The sequence below is a fragment of the Wolbachia endosymbiont of Diaphorina citri genome (assembly GCF_013096535.2).
Lineage (GTDB): Bacteria > Pseudomonadota > Alphaproteobacteria > Rickettsiales > Anaplasmataceae > Wolbachia.
This window is the reverse complement of the sequence record NZ_CP051265.2, coordinates 36,072-60,930: the sequence shown is the minus strand read 5'-3', so window position 1 is coordinate 60,930 and position 24,859 is coordinate 36,072. Positions and strand designations below refer to the sequence as shown.

The 24,859-nt window shown below is 33.2% G+C and carries 19 protein-coding genes, 1 tRNA gene and 1 pseudogene; 14 read left to right on the top strand and 7 right to left on the bottom strand.

Annotated features, from left to right (window positions below):
• Window positions 1–403: 403 nt before the first annotated feature.
• The 6 genes and pseudogenes from HGO49_RS00275 (at window position 404) to HGO49_RS00250 (ending at window position 9,786) form a co-directional block, all read left to right on the top strand.
• Window positions 404–5,785, top strand: coding sequence for an ankyrin repeat domain-containing protein (locus HGO49_RS00275; RefSeq protein WP_172758497.1), 5,382 nt, complete (start codon window positions 404–406; stop codon window positions 5,783–5,785).
• A 681-nt stretch (window positions 5,786–6,466) separates the two neighbouring features.
• On the top strand, window positions 6,467–6,865 hold the full coding sequence (locus HGO49_RS00270) for a reverse transcriptase N-terminal domain-containing protein (RefSeq protein ID WP_180807986.1): 399 nt from the start codon (window positions 6,467–6,469) through the stop codon (window positions 6,863–6,865).
• Window positions 6,866–6,939: 74 nt separating this feature from the next.
• Window positions 6,940–7,701 carry a reverse transcriptase domain-containing protein gene (locus HGO49_RS00265; RefSeq protein WP_180807987.1) on the top strand — a complete coding sequence of 254 codons (762 nt, stop codon included), beginning with the start codon at window positions 6,940–6,942 and terminating at the stop codon, window positions 7,699–7,701.
• Window positions 7,702–7,754: 53 nt separating this feature from the next.
• A pseudogene (locus tag HGO49_RS00260) lies at window positions 7,755–8,769 on the top strand (integrase core domain-containing protein).
• A 116-nt stretch (window positions 8,770–8,885) separates the two neighbouring features.
• The gene (locus HGO49_RS00255; RefSeq protein ID WP_172758498.1) at window positions 8,886–9,272 is read left to right on the top strand and encodes a hypothetical protein; all 387 of its coding nucleotides are present in this window, start codon (window positions 8,886–8,888) and stop codon (window positions 9,270–9,272) included.
• Window positions 9,273–9,426: 154 nt separating this feature from the next.
• A complete protein-coding gene (locus HGO49_RS00250) occupies window positions 9,427–9,786 on the top strand; it encodes a hypothetical protein (RefSeq protein WP_017531816.1) in 360 nt (119 codons plus the stop codon).
• A 457-nt stretch (window positions 9,787–10,243) separates the two neighbouring features.
• Here the strand turns inward: HGO49_RS00250 and HGO49_RS00245 are convergent, their stop codons facing one another.
• Both HGO49_RS00245 and HGO49_RS00240 read right to left on the bottom strand, forming a co-directional pair.
• Complete coding sequence (locus tag HGO49_RS00245) at window positions 10,244–11,002, bottom strand: cell division protein FtsQ/DivIB (protein ID WP_017531815.1); 759 nt, start codon at window positions 11,000–11,002, stop codon at window positions 10,244–10,246.
• Window positions 10,983–11,936 carry a D-alanine--D-alanine ligase gene (locus HGO49_RS00240; protein ID WP_040754567.1) on the bottom strand — a complete coding sequence of 318 codons (954 nt, stop codon included), beginning with the start codon at window positions 11,934–11,936 and terminating at the stop codon, window positions 10,983–10,985. The genes HGO49_RS00245 and HGO49_RS00240 overlap by 20 nt, the downstream gene beginning before the upstream one ends.
• Before the next feature lie 568 nt (window positions 11,937–12,504).
• Here HGO49_RS00240 and HGO49_RS00230 point away from each other — a divergent pair.
• Window positions 12,505–12,915, top strand: a complete 411-nt coding sequence (locus HGO49_RS00230) for a hypothetical protein (RefSeq protein WP_017531811.1) — start codon at window positions 12,505–12,507, stop codon at window positions 12,913–12,915.
• A gap of 51 nt (window positions 12,916–12,966) precedes the next feature.
• Here HGO49_RS00230 and HGO49_RS00225 read toward each other — a convergent pair whose 3' ends face one another.
• Window positions 12,967–13,338, bottom strand: a complete 372-nt coding sequence (locus tag HGO49_RS00225; RefSeq protein WP_026092603.1) for a ferredoxin family protein — start codon at window positions 13,336–13,338, stop codon at window positions 12,967–12,969.
• A 61-nt stretch (window positions 13,339–13,399) separates the two neighbouring features.
• Between HGO49_RS00225 and dprA the strand changes: the two genes are divergently transcribed.
• Both dprA and HGO49_RS00215 read left to right on the top strand, forming a co-directional pair.
• Window positions 13,400–14,476: a DNA-processing protein DprA gene (gene dprA, locus HGO49_RS00220; protein WP_017531809.1), complete on the top strand. Its 1,077-nt coding sequence runs from the start codon at window positions 13,400–13,402 to the stop codon at window positions 14,474–14,476.
• A 116-nt stretch (window positions 14,477–14,592) separates the two neighbouring features.
• Window positions 14,593–15,345 carry a hypothetical protein gene (locus tag HGO49_RS00215; RefSeq protein ID WP_063630598.1) on the top strand — a complete coding sequence of 251 codons (753 nt, stop codon included), beginning with the start codon at window positions 14,593–14,595 and terminating at the stop codon, window positions 15,343–15,345.
• Window positions 15,346–15,552: 207 nt separating this feature from the next.
• Here the strand turns inward: HGO49_RS00215 and HGO49_RS00210 are convergent, their stop codons facing one another.
• A complete protein-coding gene (locus HGO49_RS00210; RefSeq protein ID WP_017531807.1) occupies window positions 15,553–16,281 on the bottom strand; it encodes a triosephosphate isomerase in 729 nt (242 codons plus the stop codon).
• A gap of 24 nt (window positions 16,282–16,305) precedes the next feature.
• Window positions 16,306–16,378: transfer RNA gene (locus HGO49_RS00205), tRNA-Thr, on the bottom strand.
• 77 nt (window positions 16,379–16,455) lie between these two features.
• Between HGO49_RS00205 and rsmA the strand changes: the two genes are divergently transcribed.
• Together rsmA and guaB are read left to right on the top strand one after the other, a co-directional pair.
• A complete protein-coding gene (gene rsmA, locus HGO49_RS00200) occupies window positions 16,456–17,250 on the top strand; it encodes a 16S rRNA (adenine(1518)-N(6)/adenine(1519)-N(6))-dimethyltransferase RsmA (RefSeq protein WP_017531806.1) in 795 nt (264 codons plus the stop codon).
• A gap of 123 nt (window positions 17,251–17,373) precedes the next feature.
• Window positions 17,374–18,861 (top strand): IMP dehydrogenase, encoded by a 1,488-nt coding sequence (gene guaB / locus HGO49_RS00195; RefSeq protein ID WP_017531805.1) that lies wholly within the window; start codon window positions 17,374–17,376, stop codon window positions 18,859–18,861.
• A 265-nt stretch (window positions 18,862–19,126) separates the two neighbouring features.
• Here guaB and rho read toward each other — a convergent pair whose 3' ends face one another.
• Window positions 19,127–20,545, bottom strand: a complete 1,419-nt coding sequence (gene rho, locus HGO49_RS00190) for a transcription termination factor Rho (RefSeq protein ID WP_017531804.1) — start codon at window positions 20,543–20,545, stop codon at window positions 19,127–19,129.
• A 194-nt stretch (window positions 20,546–20,739) separates the two neighbouring features.
• Entirely contained in the window at window positions 20,740–21,342 is a 603-nt protein-coding gene (locus tag HGO49_RS00185; protein ID WP_017531803.1) for a cell cycle transcriptional regulator TrcR, read from the bottom strand.
• A gap of 233 nt (window positions 21,343–21,575) precedes the next feature.
• On the opposite strand from HGO49_RS00185, the gene HGO49_RS00180 reads away from it, so the two are divergent.
• From HGO49_RS00180 to HGO49_RS00170, 3 genes are all read left to right on the top strand, one after another.
• Complete coding sequence (locus HGO49_RS00180) at window positions 21,576–23,375, top strand: peptidylprolyl isomerase (RefSeq protein ID WP_026092602.1); 1,800 nt, start codon at window positions 21,576–21,578, stop codon at window positions 23,373–23,375.
• 134 nt (window positions 23,376–23,509) lie between these two features.
• Window positions 23,510–23,824 carry a 30S ribosomal protein S16 gene (gene rpsP / locus HGO49_RS00175; protein ID WP_017531801.1) on the top strand — a complete coding sequence of 105 codons (315 nt, stop codon included), beginning with the start codon at window positions 23,510–23,512 and terminating at the stop codon, window positions 23,822–23,824.
• 10 nt (window positions 23,825–23,834) lie between these two features.
• On the top strand, window positions 23,835–24,821 hold the full coding sequence (locus HGO49_RS00170; protein WP_017531800.1) for a polyprenyl synthetase family protein: 987 nt from the start codon (window positions 23,835–23,837) through the stop codon (window positions 24,819–24,821).
• Window positions 24,822–24,859 lie beyond the last annotated feature (38 nt).

Sequence of the window (24,859 nt, the reverse complement as noted above, 5' to 3'; positions counted from 1 at the left end):
ACTCTTGAGAAGGGAACTCTTATCTACCTTACAGATTTTATATCTAAGACCGCTGACAGAGTTCTTCCCTTCTCCATCTAATGCTTGAGCTTAAAACATTAAATGCTTTTTACAAGATACAAGACCAACGCATCCCAAAACGAACAGTTCTCACGCTTGCTGATTTTAGTTACCGGAAATGGCTGTATTGTTTCAGTTTTGAGTAATATGTAAAGTTGAATTAGTACTTAAAAATAGAAAGAGAAATTAGTACATTGCAGTAAAAAAACAGAAGTGTTTTTGCAAGCAATGGCTTTAGTTTTAAAAATAAAAACTAAAATAAAATGCTAAAAAAGTTCTTCCTATGCTATTTCTTTTTATCCATAATATAGTTATATTTAGTCTAGTTAATATTGGAAGCATTATGTTAAATGCATCATGTTCTGTAAATCATGCAGAGAAAAGCCTAAGACTTTTAAAGCAGCAAACACCTTATCAAACTAGATTGATAAGTGAAGATATATCATCATCTAACAGCCAGCAAACATTAAAGCTGCCAGAAGGTTTTACAGTAGGAAAAGCAATTAGAAGAGGGGGTTGTTTCTTTGATGCAGTTGCACAAGGACTTAAGCAATTAAAGCCTGAAACAAACTTTACTGTGAAATCTTTTAGAGAAGTTTGTAGGAAGCAAGCTTTAAGTAGTCAAGAAATGAAAAAAAAGATTATAGCAGATGCTAGAAACCGTGGAGATTCTAAAGTAGTACTTCCAGACCCTGATATTGATGATGAAGAATTATGGAAGACTTATTTGATTGGTATAGAATACAGTATTGAAGATATAGAAAAAATGCAGAAGGACAATAAAGATGTGTTTTCAGCATTAACTGATTTAAGGTATGGAAGTACGTTGCAGGTTCCTATATTTGGCAGACCTGAAATTGAGGGAAGAATGATTTGTAATGAATATAATGTTAAGCTGCATGTTATTGAAAATCTACTCTATTCAGAGTGGTCAAGTTATCTTATTGATGAGCTAGGATCTAGATCTGTAAGTACAAATTATAATGAAAAAGATACTATACATATAATGAATAAAGGAGGTTGCTATTTTGAGCCAATCTTGAGAGAGACACCATTAATGAGTGAAGTACAGAGAGAATTTATTAGTATCATAGAAGACTCTGATCTTATAGAAGATAGAAAGCTTGAAAAGCTGAAAAGTTTTTTTAAGGTATATTCGAGTCTAAACGTTAATTTTCGAGTGAATCAATGCAGTGATACACCGCTGCATATTGCTGTTTGCCTGGGGGAGTTAAAAATTGTCAGATTTTTGCTAAAGATAGGAGCACAAGTTGATGTTTTAAATGGAGAGGGAAAGACTCCTATAGATATTGCTAGAGATAATAACAGAAAAGATATTGCTAAGATACTGCAACCACTTGTTTCATATGAAGAAGTTGATGTACCGGGAGATGGCAGTTGCTTATTTTGGTCTGTTGCTTTAGCTTACTTAGCTCCCGTAAAATTTGATGATTATGCCTTCCATGAAAGATTTAAAGAATTATTTGCGAGCGACCATGATGTACATTCAATTCAAAGGCTAATGCAAAGTAATGCAAATATTTATGAAGATAGTGTAATGAGGCGGTTGGTAACGAAGACATTTCGTTCTGAGGTTGCTGATGAAGTATGTTTCAGCCAAAGAAGATTTGAAAATAAGGTTGAGATTATGGATCTTTTTGAGAGTCACAGTGGAAGTTATTTTACAGGAGGTACCTTTAAAAGAGAGTTTGAACGTGAATTCGGTGCTGAAAAAATTAAGCAGTGTAATATTGATATTAGTAAACTCCAACCCAATTTTTTTGATGAAAATACAGTAAAAGAAATTTGTACTGAACTTAACAAGATAAAAAACCGAAATGAAGTTCAGAAATTTATATTTGACACATACTTAAAGTGCATGGAAATGCCTGAAGCTTGGGGTGGAAAGTATGAAATAAATGCAATGTCTGATCTACTAAAGACAACGATAATAGTGTCTGAGAAAGATTCAAAAGATCATATATACAATGAAGAGGAAAAATATTTTAATAAAATATGCTTATCCTACAAAGGAGGTAATCATTATCAATTTTATCAAGTAAAGTATTCAAATTTGATGAAGTTTGTTCTGAGTTTCATTCAATCATTTGAAATGAGGATTATTATATATGATGTACTTCCGAGTACACTGAGAGAAGGGAACAGAATATTTTTTGATGGAATGAACACTAATAGATCTGTGCGGAGTATTTTTGGATGTTCAATACATATAGATGACTTGGCAATATTGGGTATGAGGGCATCTTTGAGAACAGGTGATGTAATAAAAGCGACAAAAAGTTTTATTAATCTATCAGACTTAATAGAGACATTTAATGAATATAAACTGGGCTTTAGAAAAATATTCGTAGATGCTGGATGCAATATTTTTCAAAGCTTTGAAATGCAGTTTGAGAAAATAGGCTTTGATCATATTTCAAAGATAGCAGATGACATTGTAGATAAGATAATTGAATATTACATTCAGAAAGAATATAAGAAAGATTTGAGCAAGCTAGGGATAGCTGAAACCCTTGTTCTCAATACATATTTGCAAGAGGTGTCTGCGCAGTATGGAGAAATAAGTTATAACCTTAAAGACTTATATGAAAATATCGGAATTGTAGAAGGAAGTGAAGGCTCTTTTATCTATTATAGAAGAAGTGAAGATAAATCTAGTAAGTATGGTTATCGCCGTTCCCTTATGGGTGAAAAGTCGAAGAGAACGTATGATACAAGATATATTAGAGTAGAAACTACAAACGTAGAACTTGAAAATTATGTGTATACTTTAGATGCCTTAAATATACAAGAGTTTAAGGCTAAAGTGGAGGAGGTATTTTATATTGTCAATAAAGAAATCCAAATGCCAAGCAAAAAAGTAATTGAGGATCTTATAGTAAAAATTAAATCTCATATTGAACAAGAGGTAAGCGTTTTAAGCGAGTATATCTTACTTTTCTGTCAAGGATTCAAACAAAGTTTAGATATGAATATGAGATACTTAGTTGAAGGAGAAGGAATAAGGAAAGGCAAAAAGATAATAGAAAGGGCTGGAAAAAATAGTGATGTTATATGTTTGATGGAAAACAATTTAAAAACAATTCCAAATTTATCTTATTATCTAAAAGTAAAAGAAGCATTTGTAAAGCATGCTGAAACAGTCGCTCAAGACTATAGCAACCTACTTGAATCAGAGCATGATAATGCAGCAAGATCGAGGAGTTTTCGGTCTAGTATAAAAAGATTATCAAATGTAAAAAAATTAGGATTTCTATTTGGTAAAATGAATTTTCAGGATGTATGTGATCCAGTAGAAGAATTCACTGGAAGGCAAGAACAAATAGAGGAGATATATAGAAAATTACAGAAAGGAGCAGTAATAATAGTAGGTCCATCTGGTATTGGTAAAACTCAATTAGCTAGAAAGTTTGTTGAAGAAAACAAAGGAGCTTATCTTCATGCCTATGAGGTGAGTACTCAAGATATATTATCCATAGAAAGTTCTTTTGCTTCCTTTGTCCGAGATAGGTTAGCCATGTTTATGGAAGGAGGAGTAGGAAATAAAGAAAAGAAAAAATGCCTATTCCTTTTTCAGGGAGTTAAAAAAGAAGATCTAGAGAGGATTTTAAAGATCAGAGGTCAAAGAGGTGGTTTTGATTGCCTGTTTACTTCTTCTGATCAAGATTATCAAGATATAGCAGAAGTATCTTTAGATAGTCTTGAAGAAAAAGAAGCTGTACAACTTGTCAAAATAATTTTAGAGATGGCAGATAGATCGCAAGATGAACAAATAAAAGCGCTCATAAGAAAACTAAAATGTTTTCCATTGGCTATAAATCTAGCAGCAGCATGTATTAAAAACAAAGGATCAAGCTCTTTGAGCGAAGCATTTGGAATTTTTGAATATTTAATAGAATACGAAAGGTTTAATCAGAAATTTCCACGAAACACTGGACAAAATGAATACGATAGAATATTGCAAATAACATTACTAATCTCGATGGAAACAATAGAAAAGATGAGTTCTGGAGAGAAAATTCTAAAAATTTTAAGTATTATGGCTTATTTTGATCATAGTGCAATTGATCCCAGTTTATTTCTTACCTGGATTAGATATGAGGATGGACTATACTCCATTTTCGGATTGCTAGAGCAGTATTCCATAATTTATGTAGAAGGATCAGATAAATACAAGGTTTACATTATGCATGAATTAATAAAAAAAGCAATACGTTTACAGCTTAGCATAGATGAGGAAAGATACATATTAAGCTCTGTCATAGAACTGATATCTGAAGCTGAAGGAGGATTTTTAGATGTAGTTCATCTCTTATCCTTGTTTGATCATAGTCAAAAATATGACTATCTAATAGAAGAAAATAAGAACTTTCCTTGTTTAGTCTTGAGTAGCTTAAATGAGTTACATGAGTATAAAAAAGTTATCAATCTCACATCACAATTATATCAATTACTTGCTGTAGATGATGGATATTCAAGATTAATTAAATATGAGTTTGCCTGTGCGCAAGCTGATTTGGGACTATATGATAGAGCGTTAAAAATCTTTCTAGATTTAAAAAAACTCGAGAAGGTAAATGATACATTTCCTCCTCTTACTTTGGATAAAAAAATACTTTCTACTTATCTCAAACAAAAAAATTATAAAGAAGCATTGTCATACGTTAAATACAATAACTTTATAGTCAATAGTTTACATGGCGAAGACATTATGGAACTTATAGAAGAACATCTAGATATATCAGTTATTATAGCTGAAGTATTTGTGATGCAAAAAAGATATACTGATGCATTTACAACTTTGTACTATGTAAGACGACTGAGAGATGAAATTTTCCTTAAAATAAGTGATTTTAATTCTGATAATGATCCTTATCTTTATCCTTCCGAGATGTATGAACTTTATAATTTAGATACAAAATATATCTATGCCCTAGCATATTTCTTTATGGTTCAAGAAAGAAAAAAAGTAACTATAAATGAAGGAGAGTTATCACATCAAGAGGATTTACCTCGTGAATTGAGTATACAAGCTTTATTTAGGAATCTACAAGATGTTCTAATAAATCAAGAAGGTAGTCAGTACTTACAACCTGCTCCTTATTTTGTTGAAATAGAAGTAGAAAAAGTCATTCAGAGGGAATTAAGAGAAAAAACATTGCGATATTTTGAGGAAGTACTGAAGCTACAAAAAAATTATGGATTTTTAGATAATCATCCTAACGTACTATCTGTGAAGTTTTATATAGCTGTTTTACATAGCTGCTTAGGGGATAAGGAAAAAGCATTACAAGAACTCCAACAATTGCAAGAATTACAGGAGAAAGTGATAGGAGTAAATCATCCTAGTACTTTAGAAACTGTAAATGCTATACAAGAATTATTTACTGAAGGTGAAGACAAGTTAACATATTTAAGAAATGAGATAGAAAAAAGAGAATCGCTCTTACAATTTGAAAAATCTGATTTGAATGCTAAGGGTGTCTCAATTTTAAAAGAGCTTTATGTAGAAAAAAATAGCGAAAGTTCTTCTTCAGTATCAAGTGAAGAGTTACTGCTAGGAAACAAAAGGTTTCTGGACACAGAGAGTACAAAAACTAAAAGGAGAAAAATGGATAATCAGCAGCCAGCAAGCAGTTTTCTAGATGGTATTGACATTGATTCTGGCTATCAACAAAATGATATGGTCAGTTTATATAGATGAGATATTAAATAAACTGTGTCAAGCAGAGAAGAAAAATAATAAATTAATATAAAAATGGAGGTTTGACATATGGGTTAAGCTAATAGTACTACTGGTTTGGTAGACTAACCCATTCCAAAACAAATTATTCTCGTGCGACCCGAAAGTCATGAAATCGTGATGGTTAGATTCCATCCGCCTTAACATCGGGTTGAAAGCATAATCCACACTTTAGGAAAGAGGCAATTTTCTAGGGTGCAAGCATGGATTAAAAAGGGGTAATATTAAACTTTATAATAAATTCCCCTAAGAAAGTTAGATATGGTTACGAAAGGAACTTATGTCTGAATTGTCGTTATTTGTGATATGCGAAATAAAGTTGACACGCATAAACCAAAGGGTATGGAGAGGTGAATAATTAGAATGAGAAGGTCTAATTAAGATGTTTTCAACCTCCTGGCAAATAGTAAGAATCTAAGTCTAACGTGAAACGATTTCATGGAACGGAGTAACCACATGGAAGCTCTTATTATCCCTTGTTTAAAAAAGGATAACTAAGAAGGTGGCCCACTGAATGCTTCTACGTGGAGGGATTGTTTAAGAAGCTAACGCCTAAAGTAATATTTGGGATATGCAGACGTAAACACTGTAATTTGGAAGGTAAAGTTGTGAACAGTAGTGAATAGGTTATGAGCCAACAAAATGTTAGGTATGAATGGAATTTGGCGCAAGCTTGAGAAATCTTCATTTAAGCTACAAAAAAGAATTTACCGAGCTTCACAATGTAATGATATCAAAAAGATGCATAATCTTCAGAGGTTATTACTAAAGTCAACAAGTGCAAGAATGCTCGCTGTTAGAAGGGTAACTCAGGATAACAAAGGGAAAAAGACTTCAGGCATTGATGGAAAGTCTAATCTTAATAAAAAGGAAGGATTGCTATTAGCAAATTCTTTAAATATAAGAGAGAAGGCAAAGCCATCAAGACGGGTATGGATCCCCAAATCTGATAGGCCATCGGAGTATCGCCCGCTCGGTATTCCTACAATAGCAGATAGAGCAAAGCAAACACTTGTTAAAATGGCACTAGAACCGGAATGAGAAGCAAAGTTTGAGCCTAACACTTATGGTTTTAGATCTGGTAGATGATGCAATAGCAGCTATATTTATCGCACTTGGTCAGAAAACAGCATTTATACTGGATACTCGGATGCTTTGATAATATTAAACATTCTGCCCTGCTTGAAAAACTTAATACCACACCAACTTTAAAGGGAATTATAAAAGGATGGTTGAAAGCAGGCATTATGGAAGATAGAAAGTTCAGTCCTACTAAACGTGGCACAATTCAAGGTGGAACAATTTCTCCATTACTTGCATGTGTAGCACTATATAGACTAGAACAGAATATCAAAGAAGAACTTAAGGAAGAACTTTTCCAATATGCGAAAAAGAAATATGGTAGAGTATCTCGCAAACAGGCACTAAATTCAGTTAGTGTAATTACGTATGCCGGTGATTTTGTGGTTTTACACGAGAGCGAAGAACTTGTCTTGAAGGCAAAGGTTCTAATCGAAAAATGGCTAAAACCTGTCGGATTAGAATTAAAGTCATCAAAGACAAGAATTGCACATACACTAAAATCCCTAAATGGGGAAAAGCCAGGATTTGATTTTCTTGGATTTTCAATAAGGCATTATCAAACACGTCAAAATAAGAGAGGTTACAAGTTATTGATTAAACCAAGTCGTAAATCTATAAGTCAACACTTGTTATCTATTAAACATAAGCTTAAAGAGTTGCAAGCAGCACCACAAGAAGCTGTAATAAAAGAGCTTAATCCAATAATTAGGGGTTGGAGCCAATATTATACCTCTGTAGTCTCAAGCAAGGTCTTTAACTTATTAAGGGGTTGTAATAGTTTAGACTTGATCTGACAGATTAACAAAGTAAGATAAAAATATAAATAAATTTTAAAGGAGTGTCAGATATGAGTAAAACACAAGAAAAAATACTAAAACCAAAGTTGGGGTTGCTAGAACTTGCAAAGCAATTAGGAAATGTATCACAGGCGTGTAGAGTAATGAAGGGATACATTTTACCGCTTCAAAGAGCTGTATGAAACAGGAGGGATTATACGAGATAAACAAAAGCAAACCATTACTTGCCAATAGAGTACCAAAGGATACAGAAGAAGCAGTAGTTAGTAGAGTTTCCAGCATATGGACAAGAAAGAGCAGCTAATGAATTAAAGAAAAAAGGAATTCTAATATCTGCTAGTGGGATAAGGTCAATATGGCAAACTCGAAAATTTTAAAAAGAGGTTGAAGGCGCTGGAAGCGAAGGTGGTCCAAGACGGTATAATTTTGACAGAGGAGCAAGTTGCTGCTTTAGAAAAAACTAAGGAACAATAAAGAGGCCAATGGCGAAATTGAGACACAACACCCTGGATACTTAGGTAGTCAAGATACCTATTATGTAGAAAGGTATTGTATCAACAAACTTTTATTGACACCTACTCTAGAGTGGCTTTCGCTAAGCTTTATACGGAGAAAACTGCTATCACAGCTGCAGATCTTCTCAATATACCATTTTTGACGAACAGAAAATTCCATTGTTACGCATTTTAACTGATCGTGGTACAGAGTATTGTGGCAAGCCAGGGAATCATGCGTACCAGTTATATTTGGGAGTAGAAAATATTGATCATTCTAGAACCAAAGCTTATTCTCCACAGACTAATGGTATATGTGAAAGGTTTCATAGAACTATGCAAGATGAATGTTACAATATTATCTTCAGGAAAAAGATTTATAGTACTTTGGAGGAGCTTCAGTTAGATTGGCTGCATTCTTACAACAGAACTAGACCTCATTCCGGTAAGTACTGCTATGCCTATGCAGACCTTTTTTGATAGTATGCATATTGCTTACCAAAAAAATATTGATAACATTAAAATAGATTCTGATATCGGTTTTGACTTCGTCGATTCTTCTGTCAGTTAATTCATGCCTGTCAGATTAAGTTGTGTCTAGTACAAATTTTCAATAAAGAATTGTGTTGACAAATTATGGTAGGTTGAGTATACAGAGTCGTTGGCTTTTGCTGGTGCTCGGGAGAAATGACACAGAAGTTAATACTAAGTATAGTATTGCAGGACATTATTAGGAATAGGGATGGTATGCCAGCAGCTGGCTACTGGATGTATTTCTATGACAAAAAGAGTCCTACAACTCTTCGTCATGCCTATTACAAAAATAAAGAAGGAAACGTCGTACTAGCACCAAATCCTCTGCAACTTGATGAAAACGGTGCATTGCCCCATAAAATCTACTACTTTGTTGACGTAGACGACCCCAAAGATCGTTACATTGCAGAGCTAAAGTGCTGTTACGGCAATGCTGCTGCTCCTGAGCTTGTTTTTACTGACTTACCTTATTTTCAGGAGAAGCAGAGAGCTGATCCAACTAGCGCTATAATATCTGACAATTTGTTTGTCGATGGGTAAGGTCACTTCCTACGGCAGGTCAATAAATGATCGCTGGTTAGCTATCAATCAGATGCTGGGTGGGCTTGGTTAGGGTATAGGGAGGAATTTGGTTTAACATATCAGTATTAATACTGATATGTTAAAGTTATATTAAATTTTTAAGGAGAATATTATGGCGTATCATTCAGATAATCAATTACAAAGAGGTTTTGTTTCTGGAAATATAGTTGAATGGATGAAAGGAAGAAGAGCTCCAGAGAAGTCAGATGATCAGTCAATACAGCCTGAGCCGACAATACAGCATACATACGATGATTGTATGAAAATATGTCTAAGAGGGGGAAAAGATAAAGATTTTGCGTCAGTGTCAATTTGCAAAATTGGATGTGGTTTAACTAATTCAGATACCTTTCAACATCATTTACCACAACCAACATTTAGTGAAAAATTAACAAATATTGCAAACAATCTTCTTGTTGAGAGCGAACAATTATCGTCTATGGCAGATTCTTTAGAGCCAATGGTTATTTAATCACAATAAAAAAGAAGATATTTCAGGTACCAATACCTAGAGTATTGGTACCTATACCTATATTAAGATTAATATTTTCTATTAAAAAATTAAAAATGTTAAATCAAGAATATACTATAAAAACTATAATATATCCTTTTATATATTGTTTCTAACAAAATTGTGAATAACTTTTCTTAAAAGAAAGAAAAATAAAAGGATTTTATTCTACTATTTTTTAAGTAAGAGTAATTTTCTAATACTAAAACTAATATAATCGTCGCACTTTTCGTTGGTTTTTTCAATTAAGCATGATGGGGGTCACTTTTGGAGGAAAACGCTACCATTTTTAGTTTCTATCCAGGTGGTCCAACCCCTTTGCACAGTTTGTCGTAATCCTTCAGAACATCAAACGGGTTTTCTCTGATAAGAGCAAGTAAGGGCTACTTGCATGAAATGAAAAGGAGCACCGAGCAGATCACTTCTTCACAAAGATCTTATCAGCAACACGCATATCAATTATGCTCCAATTGCTAAAAGTAAAGTCGGTTGTATTTTGCAAGTGGCTTAAATAATCCCATGCGCTATAAGGATTATCCTCAGGCAATTTTACTATGGAACTGTCATCGAGTACGATATTCCATCTTCTATTTCCTACATAAATACAAGAAGAAATATGATCACTTAATTGAGTTTCTCTCTCTAGTATATCTTTAATGAATTTTAGGTTTGATAACGAATTTTGTCCTTTGATTACAACGAGGTTATCTATCGGGTAGTCATTTACGATCACCTTACCTTCAGAGTCAATTACTGAAGTTCTTTTATCATCTTTCCAGAGAGCAAAAGGTGTATGTTCATCTATATCAATTTGTAAGGTATTGGGCAAAATCCTGTAAATTCTTACGTATTTTATCCATTTGCTTACAGATTGTATATTATCTGTTAGTTTTGAGAGGGATATGTACATAATAGGTTGCGTTCTGTCTACTAAACTTAGAATGTCCTGTTCATTTGTAAATTTGTTTCCAGTAACGGTTACTTTGTCGATTAAAAATCCATTGCTAATTAATAAGCTCGATAAGCGATCGTTACACCAAGTAAAGTAGTAATTGAATCGATTTGTTATTTTATCAAGTGAACTATAAAGTACTAGTGTAAGGAAAAGTGCAGTGATAATAATCAAGGCACACTTACGCAAAAAACTCCTTTGGCTTCTAGTAACATTGTTCAACATCAGCTTGATCTCTAATATTCCGGTGGTGTAAACTGTCTTCGACAATAATTTTGACTAATTCATTAAAATCAATTCCTTTTGTCAATTTTGCAATTTCTGGTACTAACGATAATTCAGTAAAGCCAGGATGTGTATTAATCTCAAGCATTTTTAAAGTGTTATTTTGGGGATTATAACGGAAGTCTGAGCGGGAAACAGTTTTGCATCCTAAAAATTGATGAACTTTTAGTGCATGTTCCAAGGTCATTCTATATATGTTGTCAGGAATTTTAGCAGGAAATATATGTTCTGCAAATCCATCTGTATACTTTGCTTCATAATCATAGAATTTATTTTTTGGTCGTATTTCCATAGTGCCAATTGCTTCATTCAGCAACACAGCAGTATGTAACTCTATACCCGGTATGTATTCTTCTATTATCATCTTTTCCATTATAGTAGAACTGTTATCTTTGAGCTCTAAGTAATCCTCATGTGAGAAAGTCATGTGTACTCCAATGCTTGAGCCTTCGTTAATCGGTTTTAAGACGTACGGATAATCAATTTTAATATTATTTTTTAGCAGATCTTCTCGACTAATTACATAACCTTTTGGAGTGTCGATACTAAGGGATCGGAATATATGCTTTGACATCACTTTATTCATAGCAACAGCCGAAGCCATAACTTCTGAGTGTGTATATTTTATACCTAAAATCTCCAGTAAACCTTGAATACAGCCATCTTCACCATAAGGTCCATGTAGAGCAATAAAAGCAAGAGCGGGATTAGTTTTTTTAAGCTTTTGAGCAATGTTGCTATCAACATCTATTTCTATTGCATTATATGAAAGGCTATCAAGCGCCTTCTTTACTGCTTTTCCGCTCATAAGCGATATTTCTCTTTCGCAAGAAAATCCACCACTTAAAATTGCTATAGTTGGAACCATAAGCACCCTAATATTTTGCTATATATCATATATAAAAGATACTTTTATCTTCAATAGAAAAAACGCTTTGAAAAATTCCACAGCTGTACAGATATTGCAATTTGCAGGTGGCAAGTAGTTTTATGTAAACTGGTTCCTTTGTGATCAGACACCGGATTGCAAGTAAAACTGGAAGATCTTTTTCAGTAATATTCTTTAAAAATTTAATTTTATAATCCACTTGATTTCCACTTTACATCTTTGTAATCAACTGTTTCTACACCTTCAATGTCATATTGATCAGCAACCACAGATAGTTCCATTTCATGATCTATTAAATAACCTTTCTGCTAATTCTTGAGTAGGATACCTAGTAAGCTCAACTAGCTTAGCAAAATGTTGTAAAGTTTCTTTACCGAAAGATACATTAGCGTTTGCCCTAAGTTTTACCAAAGTTCATGAGTAATTGTACAACATTTTTCTGAAACTTTCAATAAAGTAATAAACGTATCTGAAAAGTATTAATGCCGCAATTAGCATAACATTAATACTTATATGTTAATATTATATTGGTTTTTTAATTAAGAAGTATATTATGTCAGTAGGTTATATGAAGGGTTATAAAGAGTCATTGGAAGAATGTTTTTCTCGCGCGCGAGCAAGGGGTTTCGAATGCGATCGCAAATGTAGTCAATATTCATCAAGAAATGATTGGCCAAGAGAAAAACTTCTTGACTGTTTCAACGAATGTATTAAAGCTTATGATAACTCAGGTTGTATTAAAGTTAGTGAACATCATGATTGCCACAGATGGTGTGAAGCAACATACAGTAGCAATAATCCTCTCGTACTAATAGAGAGATCTGTGTGCAAAGCTGGATGTAATAGTACATATGGAGCTCCTGAACATCATTCACAAGAATCAACACCTCTTGTCATAAGTGATATATTAAAAGATATTGAAAATAACTCCTATGATTTCGCAGATTCAGTGTCTGTTCTGTAATGAAAAAAGTTTAATATCAAAAAAATGTGAGGCTTCCTTTGTACTCTATTACTATAAATTTTCATCAAAATAAGCTGTTTTATCCTTTTTTTCTTTATACTCTTCTGCTGTATCTAGGGGTTGCTTTTTAGCTGTGATATTTGGCCATTTTTGCGAATATTCTACGTTTATGTTGTAAAATGATTTGAAGGTTTTTTGTTCGCTGTTCAATAACTTTTCATCTAGTTCTAAAATATCTTTTATGGAATCATCAGTTACAATTGCATCCACCGGACACTCAGGTATGCACACTCCGCAATCAATACATTCATCTGGGTTAATCACGAGCATGTTTTTACCTTCATAAAAGCAGTCAACGGGACATACTTCCACACAGTCCGTATATTTACATTTTATGCATTTATCTGTAACAAAATGCGTCATAAAACACTGTATATTTGTATTATCTTGGGTACACTAAATTAATAAGAAATTCAAGCATTTTATGAAGATAAATAAATTGAATAACGAAGAATTAGAAATATGGCTGAGCTTGGCTAGAACTGTGGGACCAGTAAAGTTCTTTAGTATACTGAGAGCATGTGGGTCGCTAGATGAAGTGCTTAAATATCTTAATAAGTTGACTAGCAAGGATTATGGAATTCAAAATGCACGAGAAGAAATTAAGAATGCAGAAAAAATTGGAGCCAAAATAGTACCAGCATGTGATCCAGATTACCCTGACATTTTAAGGAATATCTCTGGTTGTCCTCCTGTAATAACTACACTTGGTGATGTATCATTATTAAGTCGTGAGATAATTGCAATAATCGGTGGACGTAGTTCTTCAATGAATGGAAGGAATTTTGCCAATAAGTTGGCACTTGATTTAAGCGAGGCTGGTTTTATTATCGTTTCTGGACTTGCAAAGGGAATCGACACTGCAGCAAACAGTGTAATATACAAAAATCATCCCACTATTGCTGTTACAGCAAGCGGAATTGATGTGGTGTATCCAAAAGATAATTTTGATCTATACAAAAAAATCACTGGGAACGGTGGTTTAGTAATTACTGAGCTTTCATTTGCTACTAAACCAAAGCCTCAGTATTTTCCTCAAAGGAATCGAATTATATCTGGCCTGTCACTTGGTGTTGTGGTAATTGAAGCATCGAAACGTTCTGGCTCTCTAATAACAGCAGATTTTGCTTTAAATCAAGGAAGAGAGGTGTTTGCAGTTTCTGGATTCCCTTTAGATTTACGCTGTAGTGGTAGTAATTATTTAATTAAGAACGGTGCTAAACTTGTTGAATCCGCTGATGATATAGTAGAGAGCGTGAGATTTAGTTTACCTCTTCAGCAAAAAAGTCTATTTGATAACGTTGCTGACCAAAAACAAGAAAAATTACAACAGGCAAAATCTGTTATAGTTGATCATATTAACTCTGTACCTGTTGATATAGATGAACTTATATTAGCAAGCGGACTTTCTGCCGACATAGCTCTAATGGCTCTTTTAGAACTAGAGTTGGAAAACAAAATAGAGCGTTCACCGGGGAATAAGGTGTCAATAGTTTTTTAAGTTTCTTTTATTATAGTGAAATTTTAAACAACTCTAAAGAAATTAGAAACAACTCTAAAATTATTTAATATCAACAATTGATTACCATGACTAAGGCAGAAAATATAGTAAGATTTGTGAATCTTATAAATAAAAGTAATTTGTGTGAAGCTAGTTATAAATATTATTACCTCCTTATAGACAATGCAATTAGTAATAGTGCGCATTCTTGGTCTAGTTTTTATGATGATGGACATTTCTTAAAAGCAGTTGAAGTCATTTTACGCTCTTCCATAAAAGATGATTCGAAGTATGTTAGCATTACTAGTCTGATATTGTGTTTGAAAAATAAAGATGTAAATAATAATCTACAGAATAAATCAAATATTGTGCTGTATGCAATGTTAATTAATCATGGAGTTATTCGTACGTATCTTACAAGGGAAATACTTAGTGTACCATGTCTTAAAAGACCAAATGATAAGAGAAGTGATGTAAAAATGTCTGATTACTTATTGGATGATCAAGTAATCAGGGAAGATGTATTATGGTTGAAACACAAAGACCTGGGGAGATTTAAAGAGCTTTGTGGCAACATTAACAAAATGCAAGATAAAGAAACTAAGGAAACATTTGAAAATTACCTAAATCAAATAAATTCTGAAGAGAGACTCAATGCACTGAAGTATACTGCTGGTGCATTGGCCTCTATTTGTGTTGTTACAGGAATCATTGTTGCTATTGTAAAAAAAAGTGCAGTTGTTGGCGTTGTTGCAGCTATAGCAGGTATGCTTAGTGTACGTCTATTGTGTAGTAATAAGCTCGAATGTGTAAACGTTACGCATACAAATAAAGAATGTGCAACCCGCAATTCAAATTTTTTTTGTTAGTCTATTATTCTTTTTATAGCTAAATTAGCTTAGGTTTACTGACGATTTGAAAAACGATAAATTTTTCATTCCGCTACGCGTTAGCGGGATCTATGCTGCGCGCGGTGTGACGTGTTAGCTATAGGTGCCTTTGCAAGAGTATTTTATGTCATTTTACTAGATGTTTGTACACTTGACACTGAAATGATGTCATTTGTTATAGGATTCTTAGTTGCTGATTTTAGAATTAATAAGAGAAAACTTTTTTTCAACTTGTTGTGTAATTTTATAAAAGTGGTCAAAATCTAAGCTTGCACTGCCAATTAAAACTCCTGATAAATTTGGAATACTGAGCAAATTTTCTATATTTTCTGAACTGACTGAACCACCATATATAATGTGTTTTTTACCAGTGCACAATTTTATTACCTCTATCACCTCAGAAATTGCATCGTTGCTAGGCACATACCCTGTGCCTATTGCCCATATTGGCTCATATGCTACAGTATATTCACCTTGTGTTGGCAAACGGTTTTTGCATTGATATTCTATTACTTCTTTTGTTTTTTTATTTTTATAATCTTCTGAGTTTTCACCTACACAGATGATTGGGTGTAATACTGATTCTATTGCTGTTTTCGATTTGAGTTTTATTTCACTATCTTTTTCATGAGCCCTTTCAGAATGTCCAATTATTACGTAACTACATCCTAGTTCCTTCAACATTCCTGCACTAATTTCACCTGTGTAAGAACCGAACTCTTTATGATGGCAATTCTGTCCTCCTATTTTAATATTATCGTTCAACTCTATATTGCTTGGAAATGATGTAAAAGGAGGGCAAATTACTAATTTAGAGGTAATCTCGTTGCTCTTGTTGTTAAGTTTGCCTATAAAGTTAACAAATGAAGAACGTGTTCCATTCATTTTCCAATTTGCTACTATTAAAAAGGACATCAACTTTACTTGTATGGATAAGAGTGCCGGCTGTCGGACTTGAACTGACAACCTACTGATTACAAGTCAGTTGCTCTACCAATTGAGCTAAGCCGGCATTAAATACACTGACAATATACAATTATTGATGAATTTTCGTCAACTAATTTTTAAAATACTGCATACTAAGATCATATGAAAAAATTTTTACTGAAGCCAAAAAAGAGTCTAGGGCAAAATTTTATTTTATCAAATGAGATAATAAAAAGAATAGTTGCCTTAGCTGGTAGCCTGAAAGATTTTAATGTTATTGAAATTGGTCCTGGGTATGGTGCGTTAACAAGAGAAATATTGGCATATAATCCAAAGTTTCTACTTTCTATAGAAAAAGATAGTAGTTTAGTGAAACATCACGAACAATTGCTAAATGAGCATCAGGGAAAATATAGAATTATAGAAGCAGATGCACTTAATGTTGTAGAAAAAGAGCTGGTAGAATGTCCAGTCAAAGTCATTGCTAACTTGCCTTACAATATCTCAGTAGCGTTATTTTTAAAGTGGTTAAATAATATAAAATTTTTTACGAATTTGACGTTAATGTTCCAAAAGGAGGTAGCAGAGCGTATTACAGCAGAACCTAATTCTAAAGATTATGGTTCCCTATCAGTGCTAAGCCAGTTACTATGCGACATAAAAAAGGAATTTGATATTGAACCTAAGGAGTTTTTTCCAAGACCAAAAGTATATTCTTCAGTAATTACAGTAAAACCTTTACCCACTCCAAGATTTGCAGTAAATTTGGAAACCTTAACAAAGATAACACGTGCTGTGTTCGCTCAAAGAAGAAAGATGCTGAGAAATAGCTTGCAAAGTATAACTAGTGATGTCTCAACTATTCTTGAGAATGCTAAACTGAGTGGAGACGAACGTCCAGAAAGCTTAACTATTGAGCAGTTCTGTTTGCTAGCAAATAATGTAATTATGCGATAAATATATTAGGAGCTACATCCCTCTTCTATCCTATTTTGATCTAAAAATAGCTGGAGCCAGGCTAATTTTGCAAAAGTTCTATTGCAATTTCATTAATTGGCGTATAAGCTTTAAATAAAGCATATGAAAAAAATGGAAGCTTGTTATTCGTTTGACGATGTACTTCTCTTACCGGCCTATTCTGATGTATTGCCTCGTGATGCAGACACAAGAACTTATCTAACAAATAATATAGAACTAAATATCCCTCTCATATCCTCTGCAATGGACACTGTCACTGAATCAGGTTTTGCAATAGCTATTGCCCAACATGGTGGAATAGGTTGCATACATAAGAATTTATCAATAGATGAACAAGTGTTAGAAGTAAGAAGGGTGAAAAAATATGAAAGCTGGATCGTGTATAACCCAATTACAATTTCCCCAGATAAAACAGTTGCAGAAGCAGTTTCATTAATGAGAGAGTATAATTATTCCGGCATTCCTGTAGTTGATCAACGCAAGTTAGTGGGAATTTTAACTAATCGAGATGTGAGGTTTATTGAAGACCAGAACATGAATATAAAGGTTTCCGAGGTAATGACAAAAGATAAGTTAGTAACAGTTCGAGAGCAGGCAGTAAACAGCGCCTCAGCAATGAAATTGTTGCATGCAAATAGAATAGAGAAGCTTTTGGTTGTTGATGAAAATTCTTGTTGCATAGGTCTAATCACAGTTAAAGACATCGAAAAATACAATAGATATCCAAATTCATGTAAAGACAGTAAAGGTCGACTCAGAGTTGCCGCTGCAATTAGTACTGGTAAAAAAGACGGTATAGAAAGATGTGAAGCTTTGATCGAAGAAGAAGTTGATGTGGTTATTGTAGATACCGCTCACGGTCATTCCCAGAACGTTATCAGCACTATTAAGGAAATAAAAAAGATGTATCCGAATACTCAATTAATCGGTGGAAATATCACAACAAAAGAGGCTGCTGAAGCGTTGATTGATGCTGGTGTTGATACAGTGAAAGTTGGAATAGGGCCAGGATCAATTTGTACTACCAGAATAGTTACAGGCGTTGGTATGCCACAATTCTCTGCGATCAAGAATATTGCAGAGGTTTGTAAAACAAAAAACGTCAGACTAATTGCTGATGGTGGAATAAAATATTCGGGAGATGTTGCAAAAGCTATTGCAGCTGGTGCTGATACTGTGATGATAGGTTCAATCTTTGCTGGTACTGAGGAAAGCCCAGGTGAGATTATCATGTATAAGGGTAGAGCATATAAAGAATATCGAGGAATGGGATCTATTAGTGCAATGAAACGAGGTTCAGCTAGCCGTTATTTTCAAGATTCAAAACTTGATTTAGTCCCACAAGGAGTAGAAGCAAGAGTTCCTTTTAAAGGTCCAGCTTCAGGAGTGATCTGTCAGTTAATTGGTGGGTTGCAAGCTGCAATGGGTTACACTGGCAACCGTAATATAGAAGAGATGAAAAAAAACTGCAAATTTGTCACTATTACTTCATCAGGGTTAAGAGAAAGTCATGCTCATGATATAATCATTACACAGGAAGCTCCAAATTACGCTTACCAAGCATCTAATTTATCATCTGATTCAGAGTAAATACAACCCCCTTTTGAGTGTGTCATTTCAACACTGGTACACAATTGATATTAATATTAAGAGTCAAAAAGATGTCATCTAATTGGCTGACATTGGAAAATCGATTATAAATAAACTGACTACATAAAATTTTTGATCAAAATCAGTGCTATAAGTTGGAATAGCAACTTAAGGTAGATTGCCAACTTAATATATTTTGATAAATCCAAATTATTTTAGCTATAAGAGAGCTTTGCTTTTTTGCTCCATCATAATAGGCTTACTTTTAGTGATTCATGGAGTTAAAAAAGTCAGCATTGCTCTTTGTTAAAAGTAGTTTGTCACGTAAAAACTCCATTGCTTCAACAGATCCCATAGGATTAAGTATCCTACGCAATACCCATATTTTATTTAGTATGGCCTTATCAACTAATAGCTCTTCCTTCCTTGTTCCGGATTTTGTAATATCAATAGCAGGGAATATACGTTTATCAGCAAGTTTTCTATCTAGTATAATTTCAGCATTACCTGTGCCTTTAAACTCTTCAAAAATAACATCATCCATTTTTGAACCAGTTTCTATAAGGGCTGTAGCGATGATTGTCAAAGAACCACCATTTTCAATATTACGAGCTGCTCCAAAAAAGCGTTTTGGTCTTTGCAGCGCATTTGAATCTACACCGCCGGTTAGAACCTTTCCAGACGAAGGAATGACTGCATTATAAGCACGTGCAAGACGAGTTATAGAATCAAGCAAAATCACTACATCTTTTTTGTGCTCGACCATTCTTTTAGCTTTTTCTATTACTATTTCAGCAAGCTGAACATGACGGTAGGCAGGTTCATCAAATGTAGAGCTTACCACTTCACCCTTTACAGAGCGTATCATATCTGTTACTTCTTCGGGTCTTTCATCTATAAGTAATACTATTAGTTTTATTTCAGGATGATTTTTAGCTATAGAGTCAGCCATTTGCTGAAGCAATATCGTTTTTCCTGTACGAGGTGGAGCAACTATCAATGCTCTTTGTCCTTTTCCAAGAGGTGTAACTATATCTACAGCACGCATGTTTATATCTTTTTTATTATCTCCTTTATTATCTCCGCTACTGTTGTTTTCAAGGATGAGGCTTTTTTCAGGATAAAGTGGAAGCAAATTATCAAAATGTACGTACTTTCTTAATTCACTGATTTCAGTAGAGTTTATACTGTGAACCTTAGTTAAAGTAAAATATCTTTCCTTATCACCAGGTGGCCTTATTTCTCCACATGCTATATCTCCTGTACGTAAATTAAACTTCTTTATTTGGCCATTAGAAATATAAACATCATCAGTACTTGGAGCATAATTTGCACTTGCTGAACGTAAGAAACCAAAACCATCAGGCAATATTTCGACTACTCCACTTCCTGTGGTTATGCCTCCTTCTTCACTCATTTTCTTCATTAAACTGAATATTATTTCCTGTTTTAGCATCCTGCCATTGCCTTTACCACTAGTTGAAATTTTTCTTTCTTCAGCTAGCTCTAACAATTCTTCTGCTGTTTTTTCTTTCAATTCGCTCAGGTCTAATGTTTTCTTGTGTTTTTCAGCACTTTCACTGGTCATTTGTTTTACTGCGTTAGCATTATGAATTTGTTCACTTTTTTCAGGTTGATCTACAACCTTTTCTTTTGCTAAGATATCTTCATTGATTGTTGTCATAATCCTCCAAAAATTTTAATTGATGCTTACTAACCTAAAATGTGACTATAAAACAATAAATCAGGCTGAGCTAGTTTTTAGTGCGTATTTAAGCTTAATTATTATTAAACTAGATACTTTACTTAAAGTATACTGATAAAAACTAACAAGTCAAGTCAATTTAATGTTAACAAAGTACAAGGATTTGAGAATCATCAATAGCTATTATTTATATTTTTTAATCTTTGTTTCTTCTCTTCTTCTACTTTCGCTCTTTCTACTTCCGCTTCTAAATTTTCCTGGCTACATAAACCAAGTAGTACAGGATCTTGAGGTTTGATATTGAGCATGTTATGATGAGATCTATCTCTTACCTGCTCAACTGTGTAATTTGTTGTACTAACTAGCTTAGCTATAACATTATTGTTCAAGATAGGAAATTTTTTTACCAAATAATAAATCGCATTAGGTTTATCTCTACGCCTTGCTGTAGAAGCAAAGCCAAGAATGCTAACCTTCTTTGCTCTTTTTATATTTTTTATAATCAAATTTGGTACAAGATTTGGATTTTTTTTGCAATTATCGATTTCTTTTTCAGTAATTATTTCAGAAATAATAGGGTCATACTTTTCAACTTCTATTTCCCCATCAGCTATGTCTTGTACTTTTTCAAGGGATAACTTGCAACATTGTGCTATTTGATTAAAAGTTAAGCTAGTGTTATCAACCAACCAAGCAGCTACTTGCATGAGAAATTGTTGATTTTTATCCTTATTGTCTTTAGAAGATTCCATTGACATCAAAAAAGTATCTCCCATTTTAATATTCCTTTACTGCTATAGAGATAAAATATAAACCATTAAAACTAAAAAAGCATTAACTTTGTCATCCAATGGCTTTTTGGTTTATATTTCTTATCTCTTAGGTTAATATAAGCTTCCATTCAATTTAATACACTACAATATTACATACATTAGCTAATTTGTTAATAGATTTACAAAGATTAAATTATTGCTATTCTAAATTTAAGTGTTAGTTAACTGAGTTTACAATGAGTATTAGAAATTTTTTTACCAAGGCAATCGTTCTTCTTTTAGTTTGCTTATTAATCTTTATGGGGATTGGCAATCTTTTATCAAATGATGATGAAAGGAAAGAATTAGCTAAAGTAGGAAAGGAAGTTATAACATCAGATGAATATAAATTACTATATCAAAATTATGAAAAGCAAATTTCTGGATCTGATGTAAGTAAAGAACAAGTAAAAAAGCTGAAATATGATTTACTTAACGCACTTATAGAGCAAAAACTATTGTTTAACCTAATTAGCGAACTTGGATTAAAAGTTGGAGAAGAATCTATCAAAAGCCATATAAAAAATACCAAGTACTTTCAGGACGATAAAGGAGAATTTGACCATAATAAATTCAATCAAACTCTAAATAGCCTGCATATAACAGAAAAGGAATATATAGAAAAGCTAGAGGAAATCCTGCCTGCAATGATGTTCATGACTTCGTTATTTAAAGATAATTATCCGGTAACTTTTGGTGAGAGTGTTGATGAGCAGATATACAAAAATCGCTACCAAACTAGAGTAATTGATATTGTTAAAATAACTGAGGATGCAATTACAGACGTTCCTGAACCAGATGATCAAGCCTTACTTGATTTGTATGAAAGAAATAAGTCCAATTTTTATTACCCTGAGTATCGAACTGCGCAATACATTTCTCTGGATCAAAAATATTTTGAAGATCAAATCAGAATTTCAGATGAAGAGGTTGATAGTATAATAGAACATCAGGAACTTAAAAATCAAAGAGACATATTCAATGTGATATTTCCTACCAAAGAAAAAGCTGAAATAGCAAGAAGAGAACTTGAAGAAAGTAAAGCAAGATTTGAACAAATAATAGAAGAGTTTAATAAAGTGAAACTCGATGAAACCAGAGTAAATAATATAACTAAGGATTTCTTACCTGAAAATATGAGAGAAAAGGTATTTGCTCTCAAAACAGGTGAAGTAAGTGAAGTTTTAACAAGCAATTTTGGATGGCACGTAATAAAGGTAGAAAGCATACATCAAATCTCTGATGAAGACTTGGTTGATTTAAAAAAAGACATAAGGTCAGTTTTAACCAATCAAAAGTCTTTTGAAAAAGTCAATGATTTCATAAATCAAGTGAATTATAAGATATACAATGGTGCAACGATTGAAGAAATCTCCAATAATTACAATTTACCTATACAAACCATTGGTCCAGTAGATGCTAGTGGAAAAGACCAAAGTGGTAATGAAGTAGGAAATTCCAGCGATTTCATTTCTTTCATTTTTTCACGCGAGAAAGATCAGAAGAATTATTTTAAGGGTGTTGGAGATACTGTTGTTGGTGTAAAAATCAGTGATATCGTTCCTCCTAAATTACAAAGTTTTGAAGAAAGTAGGGAATCAGCCATAAAGCTTTGGCGTAGTAAATTTATAAAAGAAAGAATGTTTAAAATGGGACAAGAAGTAGCAGTTCAACTAAGAGAAAAGACAGATTTGGAAGAAATGCAAGGTATAAAATTGGTTAAAGGCCAGCAAATACAACGCAATGAACAAAACTACCCTTTTTCTTTCATAGAAGAGATTTTCAATATGAAAACAACTAATTCGGTAACAGATCCTATTCAATACAATAATGAAATTATAATAGGCGTTCTAAAACAAATGCATTCATCAAATGGTAAATTAAACATGCTTGACACCGGAAAACGTGTGATGATATCGCTAAAGGAACAGTTAATTAGCTATCTAAAATCAAAGTATAGAGTAGAAGTTAATCATGCTATGATTGATGATATATAAAAAAGTTTATTATCTTCCTTTTATGAGTGATTGGAGGGGGCTATATTGTATTTTTAGGTAAAAGAGGTACAATTAGTTTGACTTGAGCTGTTTATTGTATTTAAATTGTAATTAATATATGAATAAAGGTTGACATGGCAGTTAAAATAAGGTTAGCAAGGTTTGGGGCAAAGAAGCGTCCTTTTTATAGGATAGTTGTAGCCGACTCACGAGCACCAAGAGATGGGCGCTTTATTGAGAGAATAGGACAATATGATCCAATGTTGCCAAAAGACAATAAAAATCGTGTTGTGGTAAAAGCTGATAGATTAAAACATTGGCTAAGTGTAGGAGCGCAAGCAACTGAAAGGGTAATGTGGTTCATTAAAAAAAGCATAGTAGATTTAGAAACAGAATCGAAAAAAATAGAAAAGAAAAAAGTTGAGAAAGTACAAGGGCAAGAAGCATAAGTCCTCTTAAATGCTAAACATTGATTTAACAAAAAGTAGTAAATTAGATGATATTGTATCCTCTGATTTATTGGCTATGAATGACTTTATCTTCAAAAATGTCAATGATGAAGGTACTAAGCTTGCTACCGATATTACATCTCATCTTATTAATTCAGGAGGAAAAAAGATAAGGCCTAAGCTCATTTTTATTATGTGTAAAATGCTGAATTACTCTGGAGAGAGTAGAGTCAACATTGCTGCATCGGTAGAATTTATACACAACGCTACTTTACTTCATGATGATGTGCTTGATGAAAGTAAGGCACGCCATGGAGTTGCAACAGCAAATAAAATTTGGGGAAATAAATCAAGCATTTTAGTTGGTGATCTATTATTGACCTTAGCATTTAAATGGCTTATAGAATGTGGGAATTTAAGTGTTCTCTCTATTTTATCTAAGGCATCTAATTTGCTTGTCAAGGGTGAGATAAAGCAGATGACAACGCGTTTTGACCCTAACACAATTAGGAAAAATTATTTTAATATCATTGGAGAAAAGACAGCATCTTTATTTTCTGCATGCTGCGAGGCTGCATCAGTAGTATCTGGAGCCACAAGTGACGAAACAGAGAGGCTAAGGAATTTCGGGTTTAATTTTGGTATGGCATTCCAAATAATTGATGACGTGCTAGATTATACTGCTAATCAAGGCACTTTAGGAAAGCAACTTGGAAAAGATTTCTTTGAAGGTAAAGTTACTTTACCTTCTATTATAGCATATGAAAAAGGCAGCCCATCAGAACAAAAATTCTGGGAGAAATCTTTTTCTTCAGCTAGACACAATTTTGACCAAGCATTACAACATATTAATCATCATAATGCCATTCATGTTTCTATGGAAGAAGCTAAACACTATATTAATATGGCGCAAAGTAATATTGATACTTTTTCTGATTCTCTTTATAAAACTGCTTTGATTGACTTTTTAAATGCAAGCATAGAAAGACAAGGATAGCTAACGCTTGATATTTTTAGATTGATTGTTATATATTT